Here is a 19,872-nt window from a genome sequence, read left to right as displayed (position 1 = left end):
CACCATTGGCCGGACGAATGCCCGCTCAGCGGCGCTGGCCGAGCCAAAGACGACGCAGGCTGTAGATCAGCACTAGCAGGGCAATCGCCCGCTGCGTCGCCAGGCCCAGGGTCAGGCCCGCCGAGGGTTCCTGGATGCGCCGGGACAGGCTCAGGCCGATTTCCTGCTCGGCCAGCAGCAGGGCCAGCGCCAGCGGGGCCAAGAGCAGGTAGAGCAGGTTGTCGTAGATGAAGTCGCGCAGCGGCGAGGGGCGGCGGGCCATCTCAGCCGCGCTGCCACAGCGAGTAGTAGACCTGCCCGGCCTGCTTCTCGCGGTGCAGGCGCCAGTTGCCCGGCAGGCCCAGGGCCGAGGGCGCGGCCTCGCTCTCGCAGTAGATCCAGGCCCGCGGGGCTAGCCAGCCGCGCTCCTCCAGCAGGGTGCAGGCCGGGGCCAGCAGGTTCTGGTGGAAGGGCGGGTCGAGGAACACCAGGTCGAAGGGGGTCGCCACCTGGCTTTCCAGGTAGCGCAGGGCGTCGACCTGCTGCACCTGGCCGGCCGTGCACCCCAGGCTGCTCAGGTGGCCGCGCAGGGCCGCCACCGACTGCGGGTTGAGGTCCAGGCCGAGGGCGCTGGCGGCGCCGCGCGACAGCGACTCCAGCAGCATGGCGCCGCTGCCGGCGAAGCAGTCGAGCACGCGGGCGCCCTCGACATAGGGCATCAGCCAGTTGAATACCGTCTCGCGCACCCGGTCCGGGGTCGGGCGCAGGCCCGGGCCCTCGGGGAAGGCGAAGCGCCGCGAGCGCCATTGCCCGGCGATGATGCGCAGCTGGCCGCTGCCGCCGTGCTTGGGGGTGGGGCTGGGCTTGCGCATCAGTGCTCCGGCGGGCCGGCGGGGCGCTCGGCCGGTTTGGCGGTGGGCGGCGGCAGCGGCTGCTGCGCGACCGTGGGGCCGGCGGTGACGATCACCAGCTTGTTCACGTCCAGGTGTCTGGCCATGGCCGCCCTGACCTGCTCGACGCCGAGGGCCTGGGTCTCGGCCATGAAATCGTCCAGGTAGGTCAGCGGCAGGTCGTAGAAGCCCATGGCGCCGAGCTGGCCGACGATGTCGGCGTTGCTCGCGGTGGTCAGCGGGAAGCTGCCGAGCATCTCGCGCTTGGCGTCGTCCAGTTCCTTTTGGCTCGGGCCCTGGGCGATGAACTCGCGCAGGATGTCCTGCACCAGCTGCAGGGTGCCCTGGCTCAGCTCGGCGCGGGTCTGCAGGTTGATCATGAACGGGCCGCGCGCTTGCATGGCGCTGAAGCCGGAGTACACGCCGTAGGTCAGTCCGCGTTTCTCGCGCACCTCCTCCATCAGGCGGGTGCCGAAGCCGCCGCCGCCGAGGATCTGGTTGCCCAGCATCAGCGCGGCATAGTCCGGTGCGCGGCGGTCGATGCCGAGCTGGGCCAGCAGCAGGTGGGTCTGTTTGGACGGGAACTCGATATGGCTGGGGCCGGCCGCGGGCTCCTCGGGCTGGGCGATGCGCGGCAGCGCCGGGCCCTTGGGCAGGGCGGCGGAGACCTGCGCGGCGATGGCTTCGGCCTCGGCGCGCGAGAGGTCGCCGACCAGGGCGATCACCGCATTGCCGGCGGCGTAGGCCCTGGCATGGAAGGCGCGCAGCTGGGTGCTGCCGATTGCCGGGATGGAGCGCTCGGTGCCTTCGCTGGGGTGGGCGTAGGGATGGTCGTCGTAGAGCCGCTCGAACAGCTGCAGCGAGGCCAGCTTGCCGGGGTTCTGCTTCTGGTACTCGAAGCCGGCCAGCAGCTGGTTCTTGATCCGCGCCAGCGAGTCCTCGGGGAAGGTCGGCTGGCCGACCACCTGTGCGAACAGCTGCAGCGCCGGCTCGCGCTGGGCCGGCGCGCTGAGGCTGCGCAGGCTGGCGATGGCCATGTCGCGGTAGGCGCCGTTGCCGAACTGGGCGCCCAGGTTCTCGAAGCCCTCGGCGATGGCGCTGACGTCCTTGCCGGCCACGCCCTCGTTGAGCATGGCGTTGGTCAGGGTGGCCAGGCCGGGCGCGCCGCCATCCTGGCTGCTGCCGGCGGCGAAGGTCAGGCGCAGGTCGAACATCGGCAGCTGGCGCGCCTCGACGAACAGCACCTTGGCGCCCTCGGCGGTCTGCCACTGCTGGATCTCCAGGGTGCGCCTGCTCGGCGCCTGGCCGTTGAGGGCGGCCAGGGATTGCAGCTGGGCCGCGGGCTCGGTGGCGGGCGCCGGCGCCTGGGCGCTGCGGCTGGCGATCAGAGCGAGCAGGCCGATCAGCAGGACCAGGCCGAGGCCGAGCAGGCCGTAACGCAGGCCGTTGCGCTCGTTCATGGCTGTACTCCTTGTTGGGCTTGCTCGGGCAGGATATGCGCGACCGCCAGGCGCGAGCGGGTGAAGTAGGTGCGCGCGGCCTGCTGGATATCGGCCGGGGTCACGGCCTCCAGGGCGGCGAGATCCTGGTCCATCAGGGTCCAGGACAGGCCGACGGTCTCCAGCGAGCCGATGGTGGTGGCCTGGCTGGTGATCGAGTCGCGCTCGTAGACCAGCGCGGCGATCACCTGGGCGCGCACCCGCGCCAGCTCCTCGGCGCTGGGCGGGTTCTGTTTGAGGTCCTCCAGCTGGCGCCACAGGCCGGCCTCGGCCTGCTCCAGGGTCACGCCCTTCTGCACGTTGGGGGTGGCGGAGAGCAGGAACAGGCTGTCGCCACGCTGGAAGGCGTCGTAGCCGGCCGAGGCGCCGGACACCAGTTCCTCGCCGCGCTCCAGGCGCGCCGGCAGGCGCGCGCTGTAGCCGCCGTCGAGCAGCGCGGCGATCAGGCGCAGGGCATGCACCTGGCGGGCCTCCTTGGCGGTGGCCAGGCCGGGCACGTTGAAGCCCATCAGCAGGCTCGGCAGCTGGGTCTTGAGGTGCAGGGTGAGGCGTCGCTCGCCGGGCTCGGCCAGCTCGCGCGGCGCCTTGGCCGGCGGCACGTCGCGGCGCGGGATGGCGCCGAAGTACTGCTGGGCCAGGCCCTGCACCTCGTCGCGGGTGACGTCGCCGACCACCACCAGGGTGGCGTTGTTCGGCGCGTACCAGGCCTGGTACCAGTGGCGCAGTTCCTCGACGGTCATGCGTTCGAGGTCGGCCATCCAGCCGATGGTCGGGGTGTGGTAGCCGCTGGCCGGGTAGGCCAGGGCCTTGAAGCGTTCGTAGGCCAGCGAGGTCGGCTTGTCGTCGGTGCGCAGGCGGCGCTCCTCCTTGATCACCTCGATCTCGCGGGCGAACTCGTCGGCCGGCAGGCGCAGGCTGGCCAGGCGGTCGGCCTCCAGCTCGAAGGCCACGGCCAGGCGGTCGCGCGACAGCACCTGGTAGTAGGCGGTGTAGTCGTCGCTGGTGAAGGCGTTTTCCTCGGCGCCGAGTTCGCGCAGGATGCGCGAGGCCTCGCCGGGACCGAGCTTGCGGCTGCCCTTGAACATCATGTGCTCGAGGGCATGGGACAGGCCGGTCTGGCCGGGCGTCTCGTAGCTGGAGCCGACCTTGTACCAGAGCTGGGAGACCACCACGGGGGCGCGGTGGTCCTCGCGGACGATGACCTTGAGGCCGTTGTCCAGCTGGAATTCATGGGTGGCCTGGGGTTCGGCGGCGATGGCCGCCAGGGGCAGGCAAAGCAGATTCAGAGCCGCGCCGAGGACACGGCGGACAGTGACATTCATGGATGATCAGTCCTGTTTGGTAGCCCGGGCGACGAGTCCACCCGTTGGCGATGGGGCGTCAGGATACCCCATCCGGGCCACGAGGCCGCGATGCGCATCGCAGCCTCCGGTGCGGGCGCTACTCGATGGCGGGCGGGTTGATGGCGCTGATGCCGGCCTCCAGCTCCTGCAGCAGGCCGGCGATCTGCAGGGCGCTCATGCTGAACGGGTCGAAGCGGTCGCTGCAGGAATACTTGAGGAACAGCTCGCGATTGGCCTGCTTGGCGCCGGCCCAGCCCATGCTCCAGCCGGCATAGCGGCGGGCGCTGATCTCGGCGTAGTCGAGCACGGTGAGGTCCTTGTGGCGCTGATCGTGAGCCAGGCTGTTGTACAGCTCGTTCACCGCGGCCCGTGGTCCCTCGAGTACCTGCAGGAAGGTGTCCGCATTGCAGCAGAGGATGCCTGTCAGGCCGCGACGGGGGTTGTTGCGTTGCGAAACTTCGAGAATTTCGCGGATCAGCTGTGAAGAGACGCCATTCAGTGCGCGGCTGGCATAGGTAAGGCGAACGAGCATATCTACAACCTCGCAGTGTTCGGGGGCGGTACGGTGGTCCATGATGCTTGAGTTGTACAATTTTCTTGTACAAAAATCACGACTGCATTTTTCCTGTACTGGTTTTCTCGCCTCAGTCATCCCGCCCACCGCCTTGCGCCGGCATTCTCGGCGTCGCCGCCCGGGCGACTCAGCTAACGCTGCGCGGGGCGCGCCTAAAGTGATAAAGTCGCCTGCCCAGATTCGTGTCGTGCCAGCTCCGCTTCGTTCCGGTACAGCTGTCGGCCTGCAGCGAAAGGTTGCGCCAGGCACGGTGACCCAGAGTGAGCCCGGCAAGGCTCATGGCTAGCTATTTCGGGGCGGGCCTCAGGCCGGCCTCCTTTGAGATGACTCATGTTCGGTTCCCAAGACGACAAGCCCTCGCCCGAACAACCCGGCGAGAAGAAATCCCTGTTCGGCTGGCTGCGCAAGAAGCCGCAGGACAGCGCGGCAGCGCCCGAGCAGGCCCCGCCTGCGCCCGTGGCAGAGGCGGCCGCTGCCCCTGCGGAGCCGGTTGCCGCGCCTGTGCCTGCGGCGCTCGAAGTCGCCCCCGCTGAGGTGCCTGCGGCGCCGGCCGTGGCCGAACCCGCAGCGGTGGTGCCGCCCGTCGCACCCGCGCCAGCCGCCATCGAGCCTGCCGCCAGTGCCCAGGCGCCCGCCGCGGCGGATGAGGCGGCGCGCCCGGCCTTCTCGCGCTTTCGCCTCAACGTCGGCAGCGAAGTCACCCACCCGGTTCATGAGCAGCCCGCGCAGCCCGAGCCGCAGCCCGAGCCGCAGCCCGAGCCGGTGGCCGCGCCGCAGGTCGAGCAGAGCAAGCCCGGCGACAACCAGGGCGGCTGGTTCGCCCGCCTCAAGCAGGGCCTGTCGAAGACCAGCGCCAGCCTGGGCGAGGGCATGGCCAGCCTGTTCCTCGGCAAGAAGGCGATCGACGACGACCTGCTCGAGGAACTGGAGACCCGCCTGCTCACCGCCGACGTCGGCGTCGAGGCCACCGGCGCCATCATCGGCAGCCTGACCAAGCGCGTGGCGCGCAAGGAGCTGGCCGACAGCGGCGCGCTGTACAAGGCCCTGCAGGAAGAGCTGGGCGCCCTGCTCAAGCCGGTTGAGCAGCCGCTGCTGATCAATGCCGAGAAGCAGCCCTACGTGATCCTGGTGGTCGGCGTGAACGGCGTCGGCAAGACCACCACCATCGGCAAGCTGGCCAAGAAGCTGCAGGGCGAGGGCAAGAAGGTCATGCTCGCCGCCGGCGACACCTTCCGCGCCGCTGCCGTCGAGCAGTTGCAGGTGTGGGGCGAGCGCAACCAGATCGCGGTGATCGCCCAGCACACTGGCGCCGACTCCGCCTCGGTGATCTTCGACGCGGTGCAGGCCGCCAAGGCGCGCGGCATCGACGTGCTGATCGCCGACACGGCCGGGCGCCTGCACACCAAGGACAACCTGATGGAGGAGCTGAAGAAGGTCCGTCGGGTCATCGGCAAGCTGGACGAGAGCGCGCCGCACGAGGTGCTGCTGGTGCTGGACGCCGGCACCGGGCAGAACGCGATCAACCAGACCAAGCAGTTCAACCAGGCCGTGGCCCTCAGCGGCCTGGCCCTGACCAAGCTGGACGGCACCGCCAAGGGCGGGGTGATCTTCGCCCTGGCCAAGCAGTTCGGCCTGCCGATCCGCTACATCGGCGTCGGCGAAGGCATCGACGATCTGCGCACCTTCGTCGCCGAGGATTTCGTCCAGGCACTCTTTGCAGAGAAGGAACAGGGATGATTCGATTCGAGCAGGTCGGCAAGCGGTATCCCAATGGCCATGTCGGGTTGCACGAACTGAGTTTCCGCGTGCGCCGCGGCGAGTTCCTCTTCGTCACCGGCCACTCCGGCGCCGGCAAGTCGACCCTGCTGCGCCTGTTGCTGGCGATGGAGCGGCCGAGCAGCGGCAAGCTGCTGCTGGCCGGCCAGGACCTGGCGCAGATCACCAATGCGCAGATTCCCTTCCTGCGCCGGCAGATCGGCGTGGTGTTCCAGAACCACCAGCTGCTGTTCGACCGCTCGGTGTTCGACAACGTCGCCCTGCCGCTGCAGATCCTCGGCCTGTCCAAGCCGGACATCGCCAAGCGGGTCGGCGCGGCACTGGAGCGCGTGTCGCTGTCCGACAAGGCCGAGCAGTTCCCGGCCGACCTGTCTACCGGCCAGCAGCAGCGCGTCGGCATCGCCCGCGCGGTGGTGCACCGCCCGGCCCTGCTGCTGGCGGACGAACCCACCGGCAACCTCGACCCGCGCCTGGCCGCGGAGATCATGGGGGTGTTCGAGGACATCAACCGCCTCGGCACCACGGTCCTGATCGCCAGCCACGACCTGGCCCTGATCGCCCGCATGCGCCACCGCATGCTGACCTTGCAACGCGGCCGACTGATCGGCGACGGGGAGGCCGGCTGATGAGCGACAACCAGCGCAATATCAAGGCCGCCGAACGGGTCGGCGCCGTACAGAGCAAGGCCGACAAGCCGATCAAGGAAGGCCCGGGCTTCTCCGCCCTGTTCGCCGCCTGGGTCGAGAGCCACCGCGCCAGCCTGGTCGACAGCCTTGGCCGCCTGGTGCGCCAGCCGATCGGCAGCTTCTTCACCTGCCTGGTGATGGCCGTGGCGCTGTCGCTGCCGATGGGCCTGGCCCTGCTGCTGGACAACGTCGAGCGCCTCGGCGGCTCCTGGCAGAAGGCCGCACAGATTTCCCTCTACCTGCAGGTGGAGGCCGGTGACGACGCCGGTCTGCAGCTGCGTGACGAGATCGCCGCCATGGCCGACGTGGCCGAGGCCGAGTTCATCGGCCGCGAGGCCGGCCTGGCGGCGTTCGAGCAGCAGTCCGGGCTCGGCCAGGCGCTGCGCGAGCTGCCGGAGAACCCGCTGCCCGCGGTGGTGGTGGTGACACCCAAGGAGATCGACAAGGCCGCCCTCGAGGCCCTGCGCCAGCGCCTGGCCGAGCTGCCCGGGGTCGACCAGGCGCAGCTCGACCTGCAGTGGGTGGAGCGCCTGACCGCCATCCTCGGCCTGGGCGACCGCTTCGTCTTCGGCCTGACCCTGCTGCTGGTGCTGGCCCTGTTGCTGGTGATCGGCAACACCATCCGCCTGCACATCGAGAACCGCCGCAGCGAGATCGAGGTGATCAAGCTGGTCGGCGGCACCGACGGCTACGTGCGTCGCCCCTTCCTCTATATGGGCGCGCTCTACGGTTTCGGCGCCGGCCTGCTGGCCTGGGGCCTGCTGGCCTTCGGCCTGGACTGGCTGAACGATGCGGTGGTGCGCCTGGCCGGCCTGTACGGCAGCGATTTCGCCCTGGGCGGGGTTCCGGTCGCCGATGGTCTGTCGCTGCTGTTGGGCGCGCTGTTCCTCGGCTATATTGGCGCCTGGCTGGCGGTGGCGCGGCACCTGAGCGAGCTCGCGCCACGCTAGCAATTCGTTGATTCTGATCAATTTCTGAACAACTGTAAGGGAACTTTTCCACAGGTTCCCCGCTCAGAATCGGCAGTGCTAGACTGCACCCGCCTTGTAATACCGGAGGTTTCTGATGACCACTGCCCTGCAACCTGTCCATGCCCTAGTCCCAGGCGCCAACCTGGAGGCCTACGTGCATGCGGTGAACAGCATCCCGCTGCTGACCGCCGAGCAGGAGCGCGAGCTGGCCGAGAGTCTCTACTACGAGCAGGACCTGGAAGCCGCGCGCCAGATGGTGCTGGCCCACCTGCGCTTCGTCGTGCACATCGCCCGCAGCTATGCCGGCTATGGCCTGTCCCAGGCCGACCTGATCCAGGAAGGCAACGTCGGCCTGATGAAGGCGGTCAAGCGCTTCAACCCGGAAATGGGTGTGCGCCTGGTGTCCTTCGCCGTGCACTGGATCAAGGCCGAGATCCACGAGTTCATCCTGCGCAACTGGCGTATCGTCAAGGTCGCCACCACCAAGGCGCAGCGCAAGCTGTTCTTCAACCTGCGCAGCCAGAAGAAGCGTCTGGCCTGGCTGAGCAACGACGAAGTGCATGCCGTGGCCGAGAGCCTGGGCGTGGAGCCGCGCGAAGTGCGCGAGATGGAGAGCCGTCTGTCCGGCCAGGACATGGCCTTCGATCCGGCCGCCGAGGATGACGACGAGAGTGCTTTCAAGTCGCCGGCCCACTACCTGGAAGACCACCGCTACGACCCGGCGCGCCAGCTCGAGGACGCCGACTGGAGCGACAGCTCCAGCGCCAGCCTGCACGAGGCCCTGGAGAGCCTGGACGAGCGCAGCCGCGACATCCTCTACCAGCGCTGGCTGGCCGAGGAGAAGGCCACCCTGCACGACCTGGCCGCCAAGTACAACGTCTCCGCCGAGCGCATCCGCCAGCTGGAGAAGAACGCCATGAATAAGCTCAAGGGCTCGATCCAGGCGTAAGCACCACCACCCCGAGAAGCCGCACCCTGGTGCGGCTTTTTTCTGCCCGGAGTATTGCCTTGAGCCGCCGTCCCCCCGCCCTGCTGTTCACCATAGTGGCCCTGGCCAGCTGTCTGCTCGGCTACTGGCTGCTGACCCCGCGCGCGGACAGGAGCGAGCCCCTGGCGTGGATGCAGCAGTGGGATGCCGAAGTGTTCCAGCCCCTGCTGGCGGAGCGCCTGAGCGTCGCCCAGCTCGGCCGGCAGCTGTCCGCTACCGAACTGTGGTTGCAGCCGGGGCCGCGCCTGCTGCTGCGTGGCGAGCTGGACGGCTGGCAGGTGGAGGGCGAGCTGGCGCTGAGCGAGGCGCAGCGTGCCAGCCTGGTCGAGGCCAGTGGCATCGGTGCGGATGAGGCGGAGCAGCCGCAGTCCGCGCAGTTGCTGGAACGGCTGGCCGATCGGCCCATCGCGGCTGTCGACCTGCGGCCCCGCCAGGCCGTGCCGGCCGCGCGCCTGAGCGCCAGCCTGGGCGCGCCGCGCCTGCGCCTGCAGTTGCAGGATGGCGAGGCCTGGGTCTACCCGCAGCAGGGGCTGACCGCCCACCTGCAGGACGACCTGGTGCTGGCGTTGCGCGCGGTGCCCAAGCGCCTGTTGCAGCACTGACGCCTGCGGCCCCCGTGGCTGGCGCGTGGCGACTGGCGGACAGGTCGGCGCCGCGGCAGGATCGGGCTTCCACCCGCGGGAGTCCGACATGACCAGCCACCCCTGCCGCCTCTATGCCCTGGCCATTGCCCTCGGCCTGCTCTACCTGCTGTTGCTGCCGCTCAAGCCCTATCCGCTGGGCTGGCTGCTCAAGCCGCTGCCCATGCTGATCTTTGCCGTGCTGGCCTGGCGCGCCTTTCCGGGGGCGGCCGGGCGCTGGCTGGCGCTGGGCTACCTGGGCGCGGCGGCAGGGGATTTCTTCCTCGACTTCGGCGAGCGCGACGGCCTGTTCCTCCAGGCCCTGCTGGCCTTCCTGCTCAACCAGCTGGCCTTCAGCGTGGCCTTCGTCCTGCTGGGCCGCGGCCGACCGCTGTGGCGCTGGCGCGGCCTGCCGGTGCTGCTCTACGCGCTGGCGATGGCGGCCTGGATGCTGCCGGTGGCCGGTGCCCTGCAGGTGCCGGTGGCGATCTACCTGGGTTGCCTGCTGGCCATGGCCCTGCTGGCCGGCCGCCTGGAGCCGCGCCCCGGGCCGCTGTGGCTGGGCGCCATGCTGTTCGTGGTGGCGGATTCGCTGATCGGGCTGAACAAGTTCGTCCAGCCCTTCCCGCATGCGGTCGAGGTGATAGTGAGCTGCTACTTCAGCGGCCAGGCGCTGATCGCCTGGGGCCTGCTCAGGGCTTCGGCAGCCAGTCCGGCCACCACTGCGCCAGCGGCAGTGGCGCGGACAGCTGGTTGAGGTAGTGGCTGCCACCGAGCTGCTGGCTCTGCCGGCGGATCCAGTTGGCCCGGCGCTGCACGCGCGGGCCCGGGCGGCTGGCGCTCCAGGCGCGTGGGTTGGGCAGCACGGCGGCCAGCAGGCTGGCCTGCTGGCGCGACAGGTAGGGCGCGCCGACCCCGAAGTGATGGCGCGCGGCGGTCTCTGCGCCGAACACGCCGTCGCCCCATTCCACGCTGTTGAGGTATACCTCGAGGATGCGCTGCTTCGGCCAGAGCAGCTCGATCAACCCGGTGAACCAGGCCTCCAGCGCCTTGCGCGGCCAGCTGCGGCCGGACCAGAGGAACAGGTTCTTGGCCACCTGCTGGCTGATGGTGCTGGCGCCGCGCAGGTTGCCGCCACCCGCATTGTGCGCCAGGGCCTGGCGAATGGCGGCGACGTCGAAGCCCCAGTGCTCGGCGAACTTCTGGTCCTCGGCGGCGATCACCGCGATCTTCAGGTCATCCGGCAGCTCGCGCCAGGGGCGCCAGCTGCGTTGCAGGTCGATCGGCTCGCCATCGATCCAGGACTGCACCTTGCGCTCGACCATCAGCGCCGTGCCAGGCGGGTCGATCCAGCGCAGCGCCAGTACCAGCAGGGCGCTGGCGGCGGCGAACCACAGCAGCAGTTTGGTCAGGCGACGGAGCAGGGTGCGCAGCATGGCTTGGCCCGGTAGGAAGAGCGGGCCATTATAGCGGCCGCATCGACGCAGTTCGGAAATCCATCATGTTGCGAGTCTTTCTCCTGCTGGCGGCCCTGGCCGGCTTCACCGGCGTGGCGCTGGGCGCCTTCGCCGCCCATGGCTTGAAAGGGCAGCTCAGTGCCGAGTATCTGGCGGTGTTTCAGACCGGCGTGCACTACCAGCTGATCCACGCCCTGGCCCTGTTCGGCGTGGCGCTGCTGGCCGAGCGCCTGCCCGGAGGCCTGGTCAAGGCCGCCGGCACGCTGTTCGCCGTCGGCATCCTGTTGTTCTCCGGCAGCCTCTATGCCCTGACCCTGAGCGGCCTGGGCAAGCTCGGCATGATCACCCCGCTGGGCGGGGTGTGCTTCCTCGCTGGCTGGCTGTGCCTGGGCCTGGTAGCGCTGCGGGGCGGGCGGGCCTGACCGATGGTACGCGCGTACCTTGGTCGATCCGGTCGATCGGGCTAGAATGCCGACCCTTTCATGATCTGACCGCCCAGCCATGCACATCCAGTTGAACGGCCAACCCTTCGAGCTGCCCGACGGCGCCACCGTCGCCGACCTGCTCGTGCGCCTGGACGCTGCGGGCAAGCGGGTGGCGGTCGAGCTCAACCTGGACATAGTGCCGCGCAGCCAGCACGGCGCCACCGTCCTGCACGACGGCGACCAGCTGGAAGTCGTCCACGCCATCGGCGGCGGCTAGTCGCCCGAGGAACTGCCATGAGCGCCATCATCGACAAGCCCTTCACCCTCGCCGGCCGCACCTACGAGTCGCGCCTGCTGGTGGGCACCGGCAAGTACAAGGACCTCGAAGAGACCCGCCTGGCCATCGAGGCCTCGGGTGCCGAGATCGTCACCGTGGCGGTGCGCCGGACCAACATCGGGCAGAACCCGGGCGAGCCGAACCTGCTCGACGTGATCTCGCCGGACAAGTACACCATCCTGCCCAACACCGCCGGCTGCTACACCGCCGAGGAAGCGGTGCGCACCTGCCGCCTGGCGCGCGAGCTGCTCGATGGCCACAAGCTGGTCAAGCTGGAAGTGCTGGCCGACCAGAAGACCCTGTTCCCCAACGTGATCGAGACCCTCAAGGCCGCCGAAGTGCTGGTCAAGGAAGGCTTCGACGTGATGGTGTACACCAGCGACGACCCCATCATCGCCCGCCAGCTGGCCGCCATGGGCTGCATCGCGGTGATGCCGCTGGCCGGCCTGATCGGCACCGGCCTAGGGATCTGCAATCCCTACAACCTGCGCATCATCCTCGAAGAGGCGAGCGTGCCGGTGCTGGTCGATGCCGGCGTGGGCACCGCTTCCGACGCCACCATCGCCATGGAGCTGGGCTGCGAGGCGGTGCTGATGAACAGTGCCATCGCCCACGCCCAGGACCCGATCCTGATGGGCGCGGCGATGAAGCACGCGATCATCGCCGGACGCATGGCCTACCTGGCCGGGCGCATGCCGAAGAAACTCTATGCGAGCGCCTCGTCGCCGCTGGATGGCCTGATCAAGTAAGCAAGAGAATTCCATGAGCGACGACATTCAGCAGGCCGGCGAAGGCGCGGTCCAGCGGCCCCTGCGCACCATCAAGAGCTTCGTCATGCGCGCCGGGCGCATGACCGAGGGCCAGCAGCGCGGCCTGGAGCAGGGCTGGCCGAAGTTCGGCCTGGAGCTGGCCGACGGCCTGCGCGACTTCGACCAGGTATTCGGCCGCAGCGCGCCGCGCACCTTCGAGATCGGCTTCGGCATGGGCCACGCCACCCTGGAGATGGCCGCTGCCGCGCCGGAACAGGACTTCATCGGCGTGGAAGTGCACAAGCCGGGCGTCGGTGCCCTGCTCAACGGTATGCTCACGCAGAACCTGTCGAACATTCGCGTGTACAGCTGCGACGCCCTGGAAGTGCTGCGCGACTGCGTCGCCGATGCCAGCCTGGATCGCGTCCTGCTGTTCTTCCCCGACCCCTGGCACAAGGCCCGCCACCACAAGCGCCGCATCGTCCAGCCGGCCTTCGCCGAGCTGGTGCGCAGCAAGCTGAAGATCGGCGGAGTGCTGCACATGGCCACCGATTGGCAGCCATACGCGGAACATATGTTGGAAGTCATGTCCGCGGCGCCCGGCTACCATAATCTGGCCGGCGCCGCCGGCTACGTGGAGCGCCCCAGCGAGCGCCCGGTGACCAAGTTCGAGAAGCGCGGCGAGCGCCTCGGCCACGGCGTCTGGGACCTCAAGTTCCAGCGCGATCAATAGCTCATGCAGGGCCTCGCAGGGAGCGGGGCCGACACGACCGGGACCACTCGGCGCCAGGATGGCAGACCTCACCCAACGGCAATCGACGAGCGCGGCCTACACTGGTCGTACGAATAAGAACAGCGGCGTCTGCGTACGCCGCGAGGAGAACGCTGTGCTGAGAACCATTGCAGTCCTGTCTTTGGCTGCCGCTGTCACCCTGCCGGCGCATGCCCGGGTCGACGCGGCCCAGGCCGCGCGCCTGGGACAAGATCTGACGCCGCTGGGCGGCGAGCGCGCCGGCAATGCCGCCGGCACCATTCCGCCCTGGGAAGGTGGCCTGGCCACCCCGCCGGCCAACTACCAGCCGGGTATGCACCACCCCGACCCCTACGTCGCCGACCAGGAGCTGTACCGCGTCAGCCAGGCCAACATGGCGCAGTACAAGGCCCTGCTGAGCCCGGGTTACCAGCGCATGCTGGAGCTGCACCCGGACTATTACCTGCGCGTGCTGCCGACCCGGCGCAGCGCCGCCTCGCCGCAGCGCATCTATGACGCCACCCGCTACAACGCCACCAACGCCAGCCTGATTGCCGGCGGCAACGGCATCGAGGGCACCGCGGCCGGCATCCCCTTCCCGATTCCGCAGAGCGGCCAGGAAGCGATCTGGAACCACATCACCCGCTACCGCGGCGAGCAGACCCGCATGGTGACCAACCATGCGGCGGTGCTGCAGGGCGGCGACTACGTACTGGTCAAGCGCGAGCGCGACATCCTGTTCATCTACGGTCGCGAGGGCATGACCCCGGCCGATCTGGACAACACCCTGTTCTTCTATAAGTACGTGGTCACCGCGCCGAGCAAGCTGGCCGGCTCCGCCCTGGTGGTGCAGGAAACCCTCGACCAGGTGCTGGCGATCCGCAAGGCCTGGCGCTTCAGCCGTGGCGAGCGCCGCGTGCGCCGCCTGCCGATGCTGGCCTACGAGGCCATGCAGCCGGACACCAACGGCATGGCCACCGCCGACGTGGTGGACGCCTACAACGGTGCGCCGGACCGTTACGAGTGGACCCTGGTGGGCAAGCAGGAAATGCTGATGCCATACAACAGCTATGCGGTGCACCAGAAGGGCATTCCCTACGAGCAGATCCTGCAGAAGAAGCACGTCAATCCCGAGCTGCTGCGCCACGAGCTGCATCGCGTCTGGGTGGTCGATGCCAACCTGCGCAAGGGCCACAGCCACCCCTATGGCAAGCGTCGCTTCTACATCGACGAGGACAGCTGGCAGATTCTCGCCGTCGACCTCTATGACCGCGACGGCCAGCTGATCGGCCTGCAGGAAGCGCATCCGATCAGCTACTACGAGGTGCCGATGTTCCTCAGCACCCTGGAGACCATCTACGACTTCAAGGGCAATCGCTACTTCGTCGACGGCCTGGACAACAACGAGCCGATGTACGACTTCAACGTGCAGCTGAAGAAGAGCGACTTCACCGCCGCCGCCCTGCGCCGCGAAGGTATCTGATTCGGCTGTTTCAGCGCCTCGCAAAACACAAGGCCCGCATCATGCGGGCCTTGTTGTTTCAGTGGTGCTTCTTGTGCCACTTGTGCTTCTTGTGGCCGAGGGCGCGGCCGGGGTGCCCGTCGTGGTCGTGGTAGTAATAACCGCCATCCCGGTAGCGACGCCCGTCATGGTCGTCGTCATCGCCGCCGTAGGCGTTGCCCAGGGCACCACCGGCGCCGCCGCCGACCGCCGCACCGATCACGCCGCCGGTGCTGCCGCCGATCTTGCTGCCGATCACCTGGCCACCGGCCGCGCCGATGCCGCCGCCGATGGCCGCCTCGGTGCGGCTGCCCTTGTCGGCGCCCACCGCGCTGCCGGCCGCGCCGCCGACACCGGCACCGATGGTGGCGCCGGTGCTGCCGCCGATCTGCTCGCCGACCACGGTGCCCAGGGCGCCGCCCAGGGCGCCGCCGACGCCGGCCGAGGTGTTGCCGGCCAGAGCGCTGCCGCTGGCCAGGCCGAGGGTGAGCAGGAGCAGGGAGGAATACTTCATTTAACGATGGCTCTCCGTTGGTGGATGGCGCACATGCTGCCAGTGCCGCTTCGCCGGGCAAGCATGAGATCGTCAGGCTGCGAGAGGGTTCACGACTTGCGCAAAAACTGGCGCAGCCGACGAACCGCGCGGGGTGGCGATGGTCGGCGATCAGGCCGGGGCGGCCAGTTGTGCGCTGAGTTGGCGGTAGTCCTCGACGGCGGCGAATTCCTCGGTGTCCTTGTCCGGCGCGCGGCTGTCCGGCTGGCGCACCGCCAGCAGATGGGCGACGCCGTAGCGCCCGGCGCTGCGCAGGATCGGCAGGCTGTCGTCGATGAACAGGCTGCGGGCCGGTTCGAAGGGGCAGTCCTGCTGCAGGGCGAACCAGAACTGCTGGTCCTCCTTGGGGAAGCCATAGTCGTGGGAGCTGATCAGGCGGTCGAAGTAGGGCGCCAGCTCGACCCGTTCCAGCTTCAGCGACAGCGAGTCGCGGTGCGCATTGGTGATCAGCACCACGCGCTTGCCGGCGGCGCGCAGGGTCTGGAGGAAGACATCGGCATCCGGGCGCAGGGCGATCAGGTGCGCCACCTCGCGCTTGAGCTCGCGTACCGAGAGGTTCAGCTCGCGGCTCCAGAAATCCGTGCAGTACCAGGTCAGCTTGCCGGCGTGTTCGCGGAACAGCGGCAGCAGCTCGGCCTCGGCGGCCGCGCGGCTGATCCCGTGCAGCTCGGCGTAGCGCTGCGGCAGGTGCTGCAGCCAGAAATGGTTGTCGAAATGCAGGTCGAGCAGGGTGCCGTCCATGTCGAGCAGGACGGTATCGATTTCGCTCCAGGGCAGCTGAGGCATGGCAAAGTCCGGAAACAGACGCAGTGGAAGAATCCCGCGCGGGGAGCGGGGTATGATAGCGGTTCGAATCAAGGAGCGAATGATGCGCGAGAAACCCCAGGTGCTGGCCCGCGAGATTGTCGCCAGCAGCCGCCTGTTCCGCGTCGAAGAGCTGCAGCTGCGCTTCTCCAACGGCGTGGAGCGCACCTACGAGCGCCTGGTGGGCAAGGGCTCCGGCTACGGCGCGGTGATGGTGGTGGCGCTGCTCGACGCCGAGCACGCGGTGCTGGTCGAGGAATACTGCGGCGGCACCGACGACTATCAGCTGTCGCTGCCCAAGGGCCTGGTCGAGCCTGGCGAGGACGTGCTGGTGGCGGCCAATCGCGAACTCAAGGAAGAGGCCGGCTTCGGCGCCGAGCGCCTGGAGCTGATCACCGAGCTGAGCCTGTCGCCCGGCTACATGAGCCAGAAGATCCAGGTGGTGCTGGCCCGCGACCTGTACGAGGAGCGCCTGCCCGGCGACGAGCCCGAGCCGCTGCGGGTCGACAAGGTCAACCTGCACGACCTCAGCACCCTGATCCAGCACCCGCAGTTTTCCGAGGGGCGCGCCCTGGCCGCCCTCTATCTGGTCCGTGACCTGCTGACCCAACGTGGAGAATTCCAGTGAGCCATCCCTATCTGCCGGCGGTCATCGCCCTGGTACAACGTGCCGGCCAGGCTACCTTGCCGTTCTGGCGCAACGACGTGGCCGTCAGCGAGAAGTCCGACGCCTCGCCGGTCACCGCCGCCGACCTGGCCGCCCACGACATCCTCGCCGCCGGCCTGCGCGAGCTGGCTCCCGAGGTGCCGGTGCTGTCCGAGGAGGACGCCGGCATCGCCCTGGCCGAGCGCGCCGAGTGGCAGCGCTGGTGGCTGGTCGACCCACTCGACGGCACCAAGGAGTTCATCTCCGGCAGCGAGGAGTTCACCGTCAACGTCGCCCTGATCGAGCGCGGCCGCGTGGTGTTCGGCGTGGTCGGCATCCCGGCCAGTGGCCGCTGCTACTTCGGCGGCGCCGGCCTGGGTGCCTGGCGCCAGGACGCGGGCGGCGAGCCAGAGGCCATTGCCGTGCGCCTGGCACCGGCCGAAGCCTTCACCCTGGTGGCCAGCCGGCGCCACTCCAGCCCGGCTCAGGAGCGCCTGCTGGAGGGCCTGTCCGAGCGTTTCGGCGACCTGCAGCTGGCCAGCGTTGGCAGCTCGCTGAAGTTCTGCCTGCTGGCCGAGGGCAACGCCGACTGTTATCCGCGCCTGGCGCCCACCTCGCAGTGGGATACCGCGGCGGCCCAGGGTGTGCTGGAAGGCGCCGGTGGCGAAGTGCTGGATCTCAAGGGCGAGGCGCTGACCTACGAGGCGCGCGAGAGCTACCTCAACCCGTCCTTCCTCGGCCTGCCGCAGGCGGCCGCGTGGCGCGCCGAGCTGATCCAGCTGGCGCGCGCCCTGGACTGACGGCCGGGGCGGCAGATGAGCGACGCGCGCGCCCACCTGGAGCGGCTGCTGCACCAGGACATCCCGCTGACTCGGGCCATGGGCCTCGGCGTGCTGGGCTGGCAGGATGGCGAGTTGCGCCTGAGCCTGCCGCTGGCGGCCAACCTCAATCACAAGAGCAGCATGTTCGGCGGCAGCCTGTACTGCGCCGCGGTGCTGGCCGGCTGGGGCTGGCTGCATTTGAGCCTGCGCGAGGCGGGCATAGTCGACGGCCACATCGTCATCCAGCAGGGCCAGATCGACTACAGTGAGCCGGTGCTCGGCGATGCCGTGGCGCTATGCGCCGCGCCGCCGGCAGCCGAGTGGGAGCGGTTCCTCGCCCTGTACCGGCGCCGCGGCCTGGCGCGCATCGGGTTGCACTGTCGCATCCTTGGCGGCGCCACCGAGGCGGTGCGCTTCAGCGGGCAATACGTGCTGCACCGCTGAGTCCGTTCACGAGCAGCCCGGATGGCAGCCGGGCTGCCTCGACCTCCTACAGCATGTCGGCGTAGCGCTCGTCTTTGCGGTAGACCAGCGGCTGGCTGAAGCCGGGGATGCGTACCTGTTGCGCATCGATCTGCAGCTCGCGATCGTCGATCAGGCCCTGGCCGAAGTGATAGAGGATGTCGAACTGGCCGCGCAGGGCCTGCTGGTCGTAGCGTGCGGCGGCGGCACGGGTTGCCTCGCGCCTGGCCTGCCAGGCGGCGAAGGCGGCCTCGCCGTGGCGCTTGCGCAGCATGCGCTCGGCCACCTGCGGCGCCAGCAGTACGCCGGTGGCGTTGTTGCCGCCGAAGCCCTTGGAGTTGAGGAAGCACACTTCCATGTTTTCCACCCGGCGGTCGCGGGTGTCCAGGCTCAGGTGCTGGCGGTGCACGTCGTCGGCCACCTTGTCGATAGTCTTCAGGCCCGGCAGCAGGCCGTGGTGGAAGGTGCCGAGGGCGGCGATCAACTGGTCGCCGCTGGCCGGTGCCAGGGAGTGGCCGACGAAGGCCTTGACCGCGGTCACCGGCCAGGCCTCGATGCCGAAGGCCTCGGCTATGCGGTCCAGCAGCTCGGATTCGGTGACCCGGTTGGCCGGGGTGCTGGAGCCGTGGGCGTGCACGAAGCTGCGCGTGCGCACGGCGTCGATTCCGACCAGCTGCGCGGCGCTGGCCACGGCCTTGGCCAGGGTCAGGTAGTTGCCCGGGCCGGGGGCGGAAATGGATTTCTTGAAGCCGTCGGCGTTGATGAACACATCCGGCACCGCACCGTGGATATCGGCACCCAGTTCCAGGGCCAGGGCGTCATCCATCAGTACGATGAACTGCGCCGACTCGGACAGGGTGAAGCCGCAGTTGTCGCCGAACGGCCGGCTGGCGCGGCGGAAGTCCACCTCGTCGCGGCCCTCGATCTTGCGCAGGCCCTCCTCGGTGGCCAGGGCGCCCATGGCGCCGTAGCCGTCGATGAACTCCTGGGTGACCGGCGCCTCGCTGTTGCCCACCAGCACCACGCGGGCCTGGCCACTGGCGATCTGCTCGATGCCTTTCTGCAGGTTGTAGAGGAAGGTGGCGCAGGCACCGGTGACGCTACCGGTGGTGCCGACGCTGCCCAGTACGTAGGCGTTGATGAAGTCTGCCGGCATGGTGTTTAGGCCCAGCGGGCACTGCTTGGCGGTGACCCGGCCGCCCCTGAGGCGCGACTGCAGCATGCCGCCGAAGCCGTTTTCGTCCATCTGGCTCATGCCGCTACCGGCGAACACGGCGATCTGGTCCGGCGCCACATGGTCCTGGATGGTGCGCCAGTCCAGGCCGGTGGAGCGCAGCGCGTCGGTGGCGCCGACCACGGTCATCTGCAGGCCGCGCGGATGGAAGTGCGAGTGGTACAGCTCGCCCGGGTCGAAGCCTGTGGGCAACTGGCCGGCGGCCTTCACCGGCAGGGCGCGGTAACTGTCGACCTTGAACTCGCAGCTCTCCAGCAGGGTGACGCGCACCTGCTGCTCGTCCAGCTCCTCGACCTGCCAGCTGGCCGGCAGCGGCTCGGGCAGGTGCTTGCGCTGGGTGGTGAACTGCGCGCCGCTGACGGCGAGGTTCTTCTGCCAGTGGGCGGCGTCCACGTCTAGGTGGCGCTTCTCGATGCGCCGCACCAGCGTGCCGGCGAGAATCTCGGCGCCATGCCGCGCCTCGATCTCGGCGGGGGTCAGGGGCTGGCCGTCGGCGCTCTGGAACTGGCCTTCGACCACCTGCACCAGTTTCATCATCACGGCCAGGCCGGCCAGGGTCTCCTGACGCGTGGCGGCGTCCAGCGACTCCTGGACGATACGGCGGAAACCGTGGTGGAACGAGCTCCTGCCCGCGGCGTTGTAACCGCCGAAGCCGACAATGACGGGTAATCGAGACATCACGCAGAACTCCTGGGGTCGTTCCGGGCCGGACAGGCGGGGCGCGCGGCTGCCTTGGCAGCGGCAATGGCGATCCAGCCAGCGGGAATTTCCGGATGGCGACTCAAAATGAATCGGAATGTCTGGGT

The 19,872-nt window shown here is 69.0% G+C and carries 23 protein-coding genes; 14 read left to right on the top strand and 9 right to left on the bottom strand.

The features are described 5' to 3' along the window. Window positions 1-25 precede the first annotated feature (25 nt). The 5 genes from AAG092_RS09900 to AAG092_RS09880 all read right to left on the bottom strand — a co-directional run bounded on the left by AAG092_RS09900 (window position 26) and on the right by AAG092_RS09880 (window position 4,243). The gene (locus AAG092_RS09900; RefSeq protein ID WP_258371028.1) at window positions 26-262 is read right to left on the bottom strand and encodes a hypothetical protein; all 237 of its coding nucleotides are present in this window, start codon (window positions 260-262) and stop codon (window positions 26-28) included. Between the two features lies 1 nt (window position 263). After that, window positions 264-851: a 16S rRNA (guanine(966)-N(2))-methyltransferase RsmD gene (gene rsmD, locus AAG092_RS09895; protein WP_373389528.1), complete on the bottom strand. Its 588-nt coding sequence runs from the start codon at window positions 849-851 to the stop codon at window positions 264-266. Further along, the gene (locus tag AAG092_RS09890; protein WP_373389527.1) at window positions 851-2,329 is read right to left on the bottom strand and encodes a M16 family metallopeptidase; all 1,479 of its coding nucleotides are present in this window, start codon (window positions 2,327-2,329) and stop codon (window positions 851-853) included. The genes rsmD and AAG092_RS09890 overlap by 1 nt, the downstream gene beginning before the upstream one ends. Continuing rightward, window positions 2,326-3,690: a pitrilysin family protein gene (locus tag AAG092_RS09885; RefSeq protein WP_110680366.1), complete on the bottom strand. Its 1,365-nt coding sequence runs from the start codon at window positions 3,688-3,690 to the stop codon at window positions 2,326-2,328. Before AAG092_RS09885 ends, AAG092_RS09890 begins: the two co-directional genes overlap by 4 nt. A 118-nt stretch (window positions 3,691-3,808) precedes the next feature. Beyond that, entirely contained in the window at window positions 3,809-4,243 is a 435-nt protein-coding gene (locus AAG092_RS09880; protein ID WP_110680365.1) for a BLUF domain-containing protein, read from the bottom strand. A gap of 372 nt (window positions 4,244-4,615) precedes the next feature. Between AAG092_RS09880 and ftsY the strand changes: the two genes are divergently transcribed. From ftsY to AAG092_RS09850, 6 genes are all read left to right on the top strand, one after another. Next, on the top strand, window positions 4,616-6,022 hold the full coding sequence (gene ftsY / locus AAG092_RS09875; protein ID WP_373389526.1) for a signal recognition particle-docking protein FtsY: 1,407 nt from the start codon (window positions 4,616-4,618) through the stop codon (window positions 6,020-6,022). Next, window positions 6,019-6,687: a cell division ATP-binding protein FtsE gene (gene ftsE, locus AAG092_RS09870; RefSeq protein ID WP_110680363.1), complete on the top strand. Its 669-nt coding sequence runs from the start codon at window positions 6,019-6,021 to the stop codon at window positions 6,685-6,687. The genes ftsY and ftsE overlap by 4 nt, the downstream gene beginning before the upstream one ends. Next, the gene (gene ftsX / locus AAG092_RS09865; RefSeq protein WP_110680362.1) at window positions 6,687-7,697 is read left to right on the top strand and encodes a permease-like cell division protein FtsX; all 1,011 of its coding nucleotides are present in this window, start codon (window positions 6,687-6,689) and stop codon (window positions 7,695-7,697) included. Before ftsE ends, ftsX begins: the two co-directional genes overlap by 1 nt. Before the next feature lie 115 nt (window positions 7,698-7,812). Beyond that, window positions 7,813-8,667 carry an RNA polymerase sigma factor RpoH gene (rpoH, locus tag AAG092_RS09860; protein ID WP_110680361.1) on the top strand — a complete coding sequence of 285 codons (855 nt, stop codon included), beginning with the start codon at window positions 7,813-7,815 and terminating at the stop codon, window positions 8,665-8,667. A gap of 59 nt (window positions 8,668-8,726) precedes the next feature. Next, window positions 8,727-9,308, top strand: a complete 582-nt coding sequence (locus tag AAG092_RS09855) for a hypothetical protein (RefSeq protein ID WP_373389525.1) — start codon at window positions 8,727-8,729, stop codon at window positions 9,306-9,308. A gap of 88 nt (window positions 9,309-9,396) precedes the next feature. Beyond that, the gene (locus AAG092_RS09850; RefSeq protein WP_373389524.1) at window positions 9,397-10,083 is read left to right on the top strand and encodes a lysoplasmalogenase; all 687 of its coding nucleotides are present in this window, start codon (window positions 9,397-9,399) and stop codon (window positions 10,081-10,083) included. On the opposite strand, the gene mtgA is transcribed toward AAG092_RS09850, so the two are convergent. Then, complete coding sequence (mtgA, locus tag AAG092_RS09845; protein ID WP_373389523.1) at window positions 10,019-10,762, bottom strand: monofunctional biosynthetic peptidoglycan transglycosylase; 744 nt, start codon at window positions 10,760-10,762, stop codon at window positions 10,019-10,021. The genes AAG092_RS09850 and mtgA overlap by 65 nt on opposite strands. Window positions 10,763-10,827: 65 nt before the next feature. Between mtgA and AAG092_RS09840 the strand changes: the two genes are divergently transcribed. The 5 genes from AAG092_RS09840 (at window position 10,828) to AAG092_RS09820 (ending at window position 14,528) form a co-directional block, all read left to right on the top strand. Next, window positions 10,828-11,205 (top strand): DUF423 domain-containing protein, encoded by a 378-nt coding sequence (locus tag AAG092_RS09840; RefSeq protein ID WP_373389522.1) that lies wholly within the window; start codon window positions 10,828-10,830, stop codon window positions 11,203-11,205. 79 nt (window positions 11,206-11,284) lie between these two features. Continuing rightward, complete coding sequence (thiS, locus tag AAG092_RS09835) at window positions 11,285-11,485, top strand: sulfur carrier protein ThiS (RefSeq protein ID WP_076582406.1); 201 nt, start codon at window positions 11,285-11,287, stop codon at window positions 11,483-11,485. A gap of 17 nt (window positions 11,486-11,502) precedes the next feature. Then, complete coding sequence (locus tag AAG092_RS09830; RefSeq protein WP_110680356.1) at window positions 11,503-12,294, top strand: thiazole synthase; 792 nt, start codon at window positions 11,503-11,505, stop codon at window positions 12,292-12,294. Between the two features lie 61 nt (window positions 12,295-12,355). Next, entirely contained in the window at window positions 12,356-13,027 is a 672-nt protein-coding gene (gene trmB / locus AAG092_RS09825; protein WP_373389580.1) for a tRNA (guanosine(46)-N7)-methyltransferase TrmB, read from the top strand. A 154-nt stretch (window positions 13,028-13,181) separates the two neighbouring features. Next, window positions 13,182-14,528, top strand: a complete 1,347-nt coding sequence (locus AAG092_RS09820) for a DUF1329 domain-containing protein (RefSeq protein ID WP_258371022.1) — start codon at window positions 13,182-13,184, stop codon at window positions 14,526-14,528. Window positions 14,529-14,586: 58 nt separating this feature from the next. Here AAG092_RS09820 and AAG092_RS09815 read toward each other — a convergent pair whose 3' ends face one another. Both AAG092_RS09815 and yrfG read right to left on the bottom strand, forming a co-directional pair. After that, the gene (locus tag AAG092_RS09815; protein WP_110680353.1) at window positions 14,587-15,060 is read right to left on the bottom strand and encodes a hypothetical protein; all 474 of its coding nucleotides are present in this window, start codon (window positions 15,058-15,060) and stop codon (window positions 14,587-14,589) included. Window positions 15,061-15,210: 150 nt separating this feature from the next. Beyond that, entirely contained in the window at window positions 15,211-15,885 is a 675-nt protein-coding gene (gene yrfG, locus AAG092_RS09810) for a GMP/IMP nucleotidase (protein WP_110680352.1), read from the bottom strand. 82 nt (window positions 15,886-15,967) lie between these two features. Between yrfG and nudE the strand changes: the two genes are divergently transcribed. From nudE to AAG092_RS09795, 3 genes are read left to right on the top strand one after another with little or no spacing between them, the layout of a single operon-like run. Then, window positions 15,968-16,531: an ADP compounds hydrolase NudE gene (nudE, locus tag AAG092_RS09805; protein WP_110680351.1), complete on the top strand. Its 564-nt coding sequence runs from the start codon at window positions 15,968-15,970 to the stop codon at window positions 16,529-16,531. Beyond that, window positions 16,528-17,349: a 3'(2'),5'-bisphosphate nucleotidase CysQ gene (gene cysQ, locus AAG092_RS09800; protein WP_373389521.1), complete on the top strand. Its 822-nt coding sequence runs from the start codon at window positions 16,528-16,530 to the stop codon at window positions 17,347-17,349. Before nudE ends, cysQ begins: the two co-directional genes overlap by 4 nt. 15 nt (window positions 17,350-17,364) lie before the next feature. Then, window positions 17,365-17,814 carry a YiiD C-terminal domain-containing protein gene (locus AAG092_RS09795; RefSeq protein ID WP_373389520.1) on the top strand — a complete coding sequence of 150 codons (450 nt, stop codon included), beginning with the start codon at window positions 17,365-17,367 and terminating at the stop codon, window positions 17,812-17,814. A 46-nt stretch (window positions 17,815-17,860) separates the two neighbouring features. On the opposite strand, the gene AAG092_RS09790 is transcribed toward AAG092_RS09795, so the two are convergent. Next, window positions 17,861-19,744 carry a beta-ketoacyl synthase gene (locus AAG092_RS09790; protein WP_373389519.1) on the bottom strand — a complete coding sequence of 628 codons (1,884 nt, stop codon included), beginning with the start codon at window positions 19,742-19,744 and terminating at the stop codon, window positions 17,861-17,863. Between the last annotated feature and the right edge of the window lie 128 nt (window positions 19,745-19,872).

Source organism: Pseudomonas alcaligenes, from assembly GCF_041729615.1.
In the GTDB taxonomy this organism is placed as follows: domain Bacteria; phylum Pseudomonadota; class Gammaproteobacteria; order Pseudomonadales; family Pseudomonadaceae; genus Aquipseudomonas; species Aquipseudomonas alcaligenes_B.
Note: the sequence above shows the minus strand (reverse complement) of the source record. Positions and strands in the feature narration are given on the sequence as shown.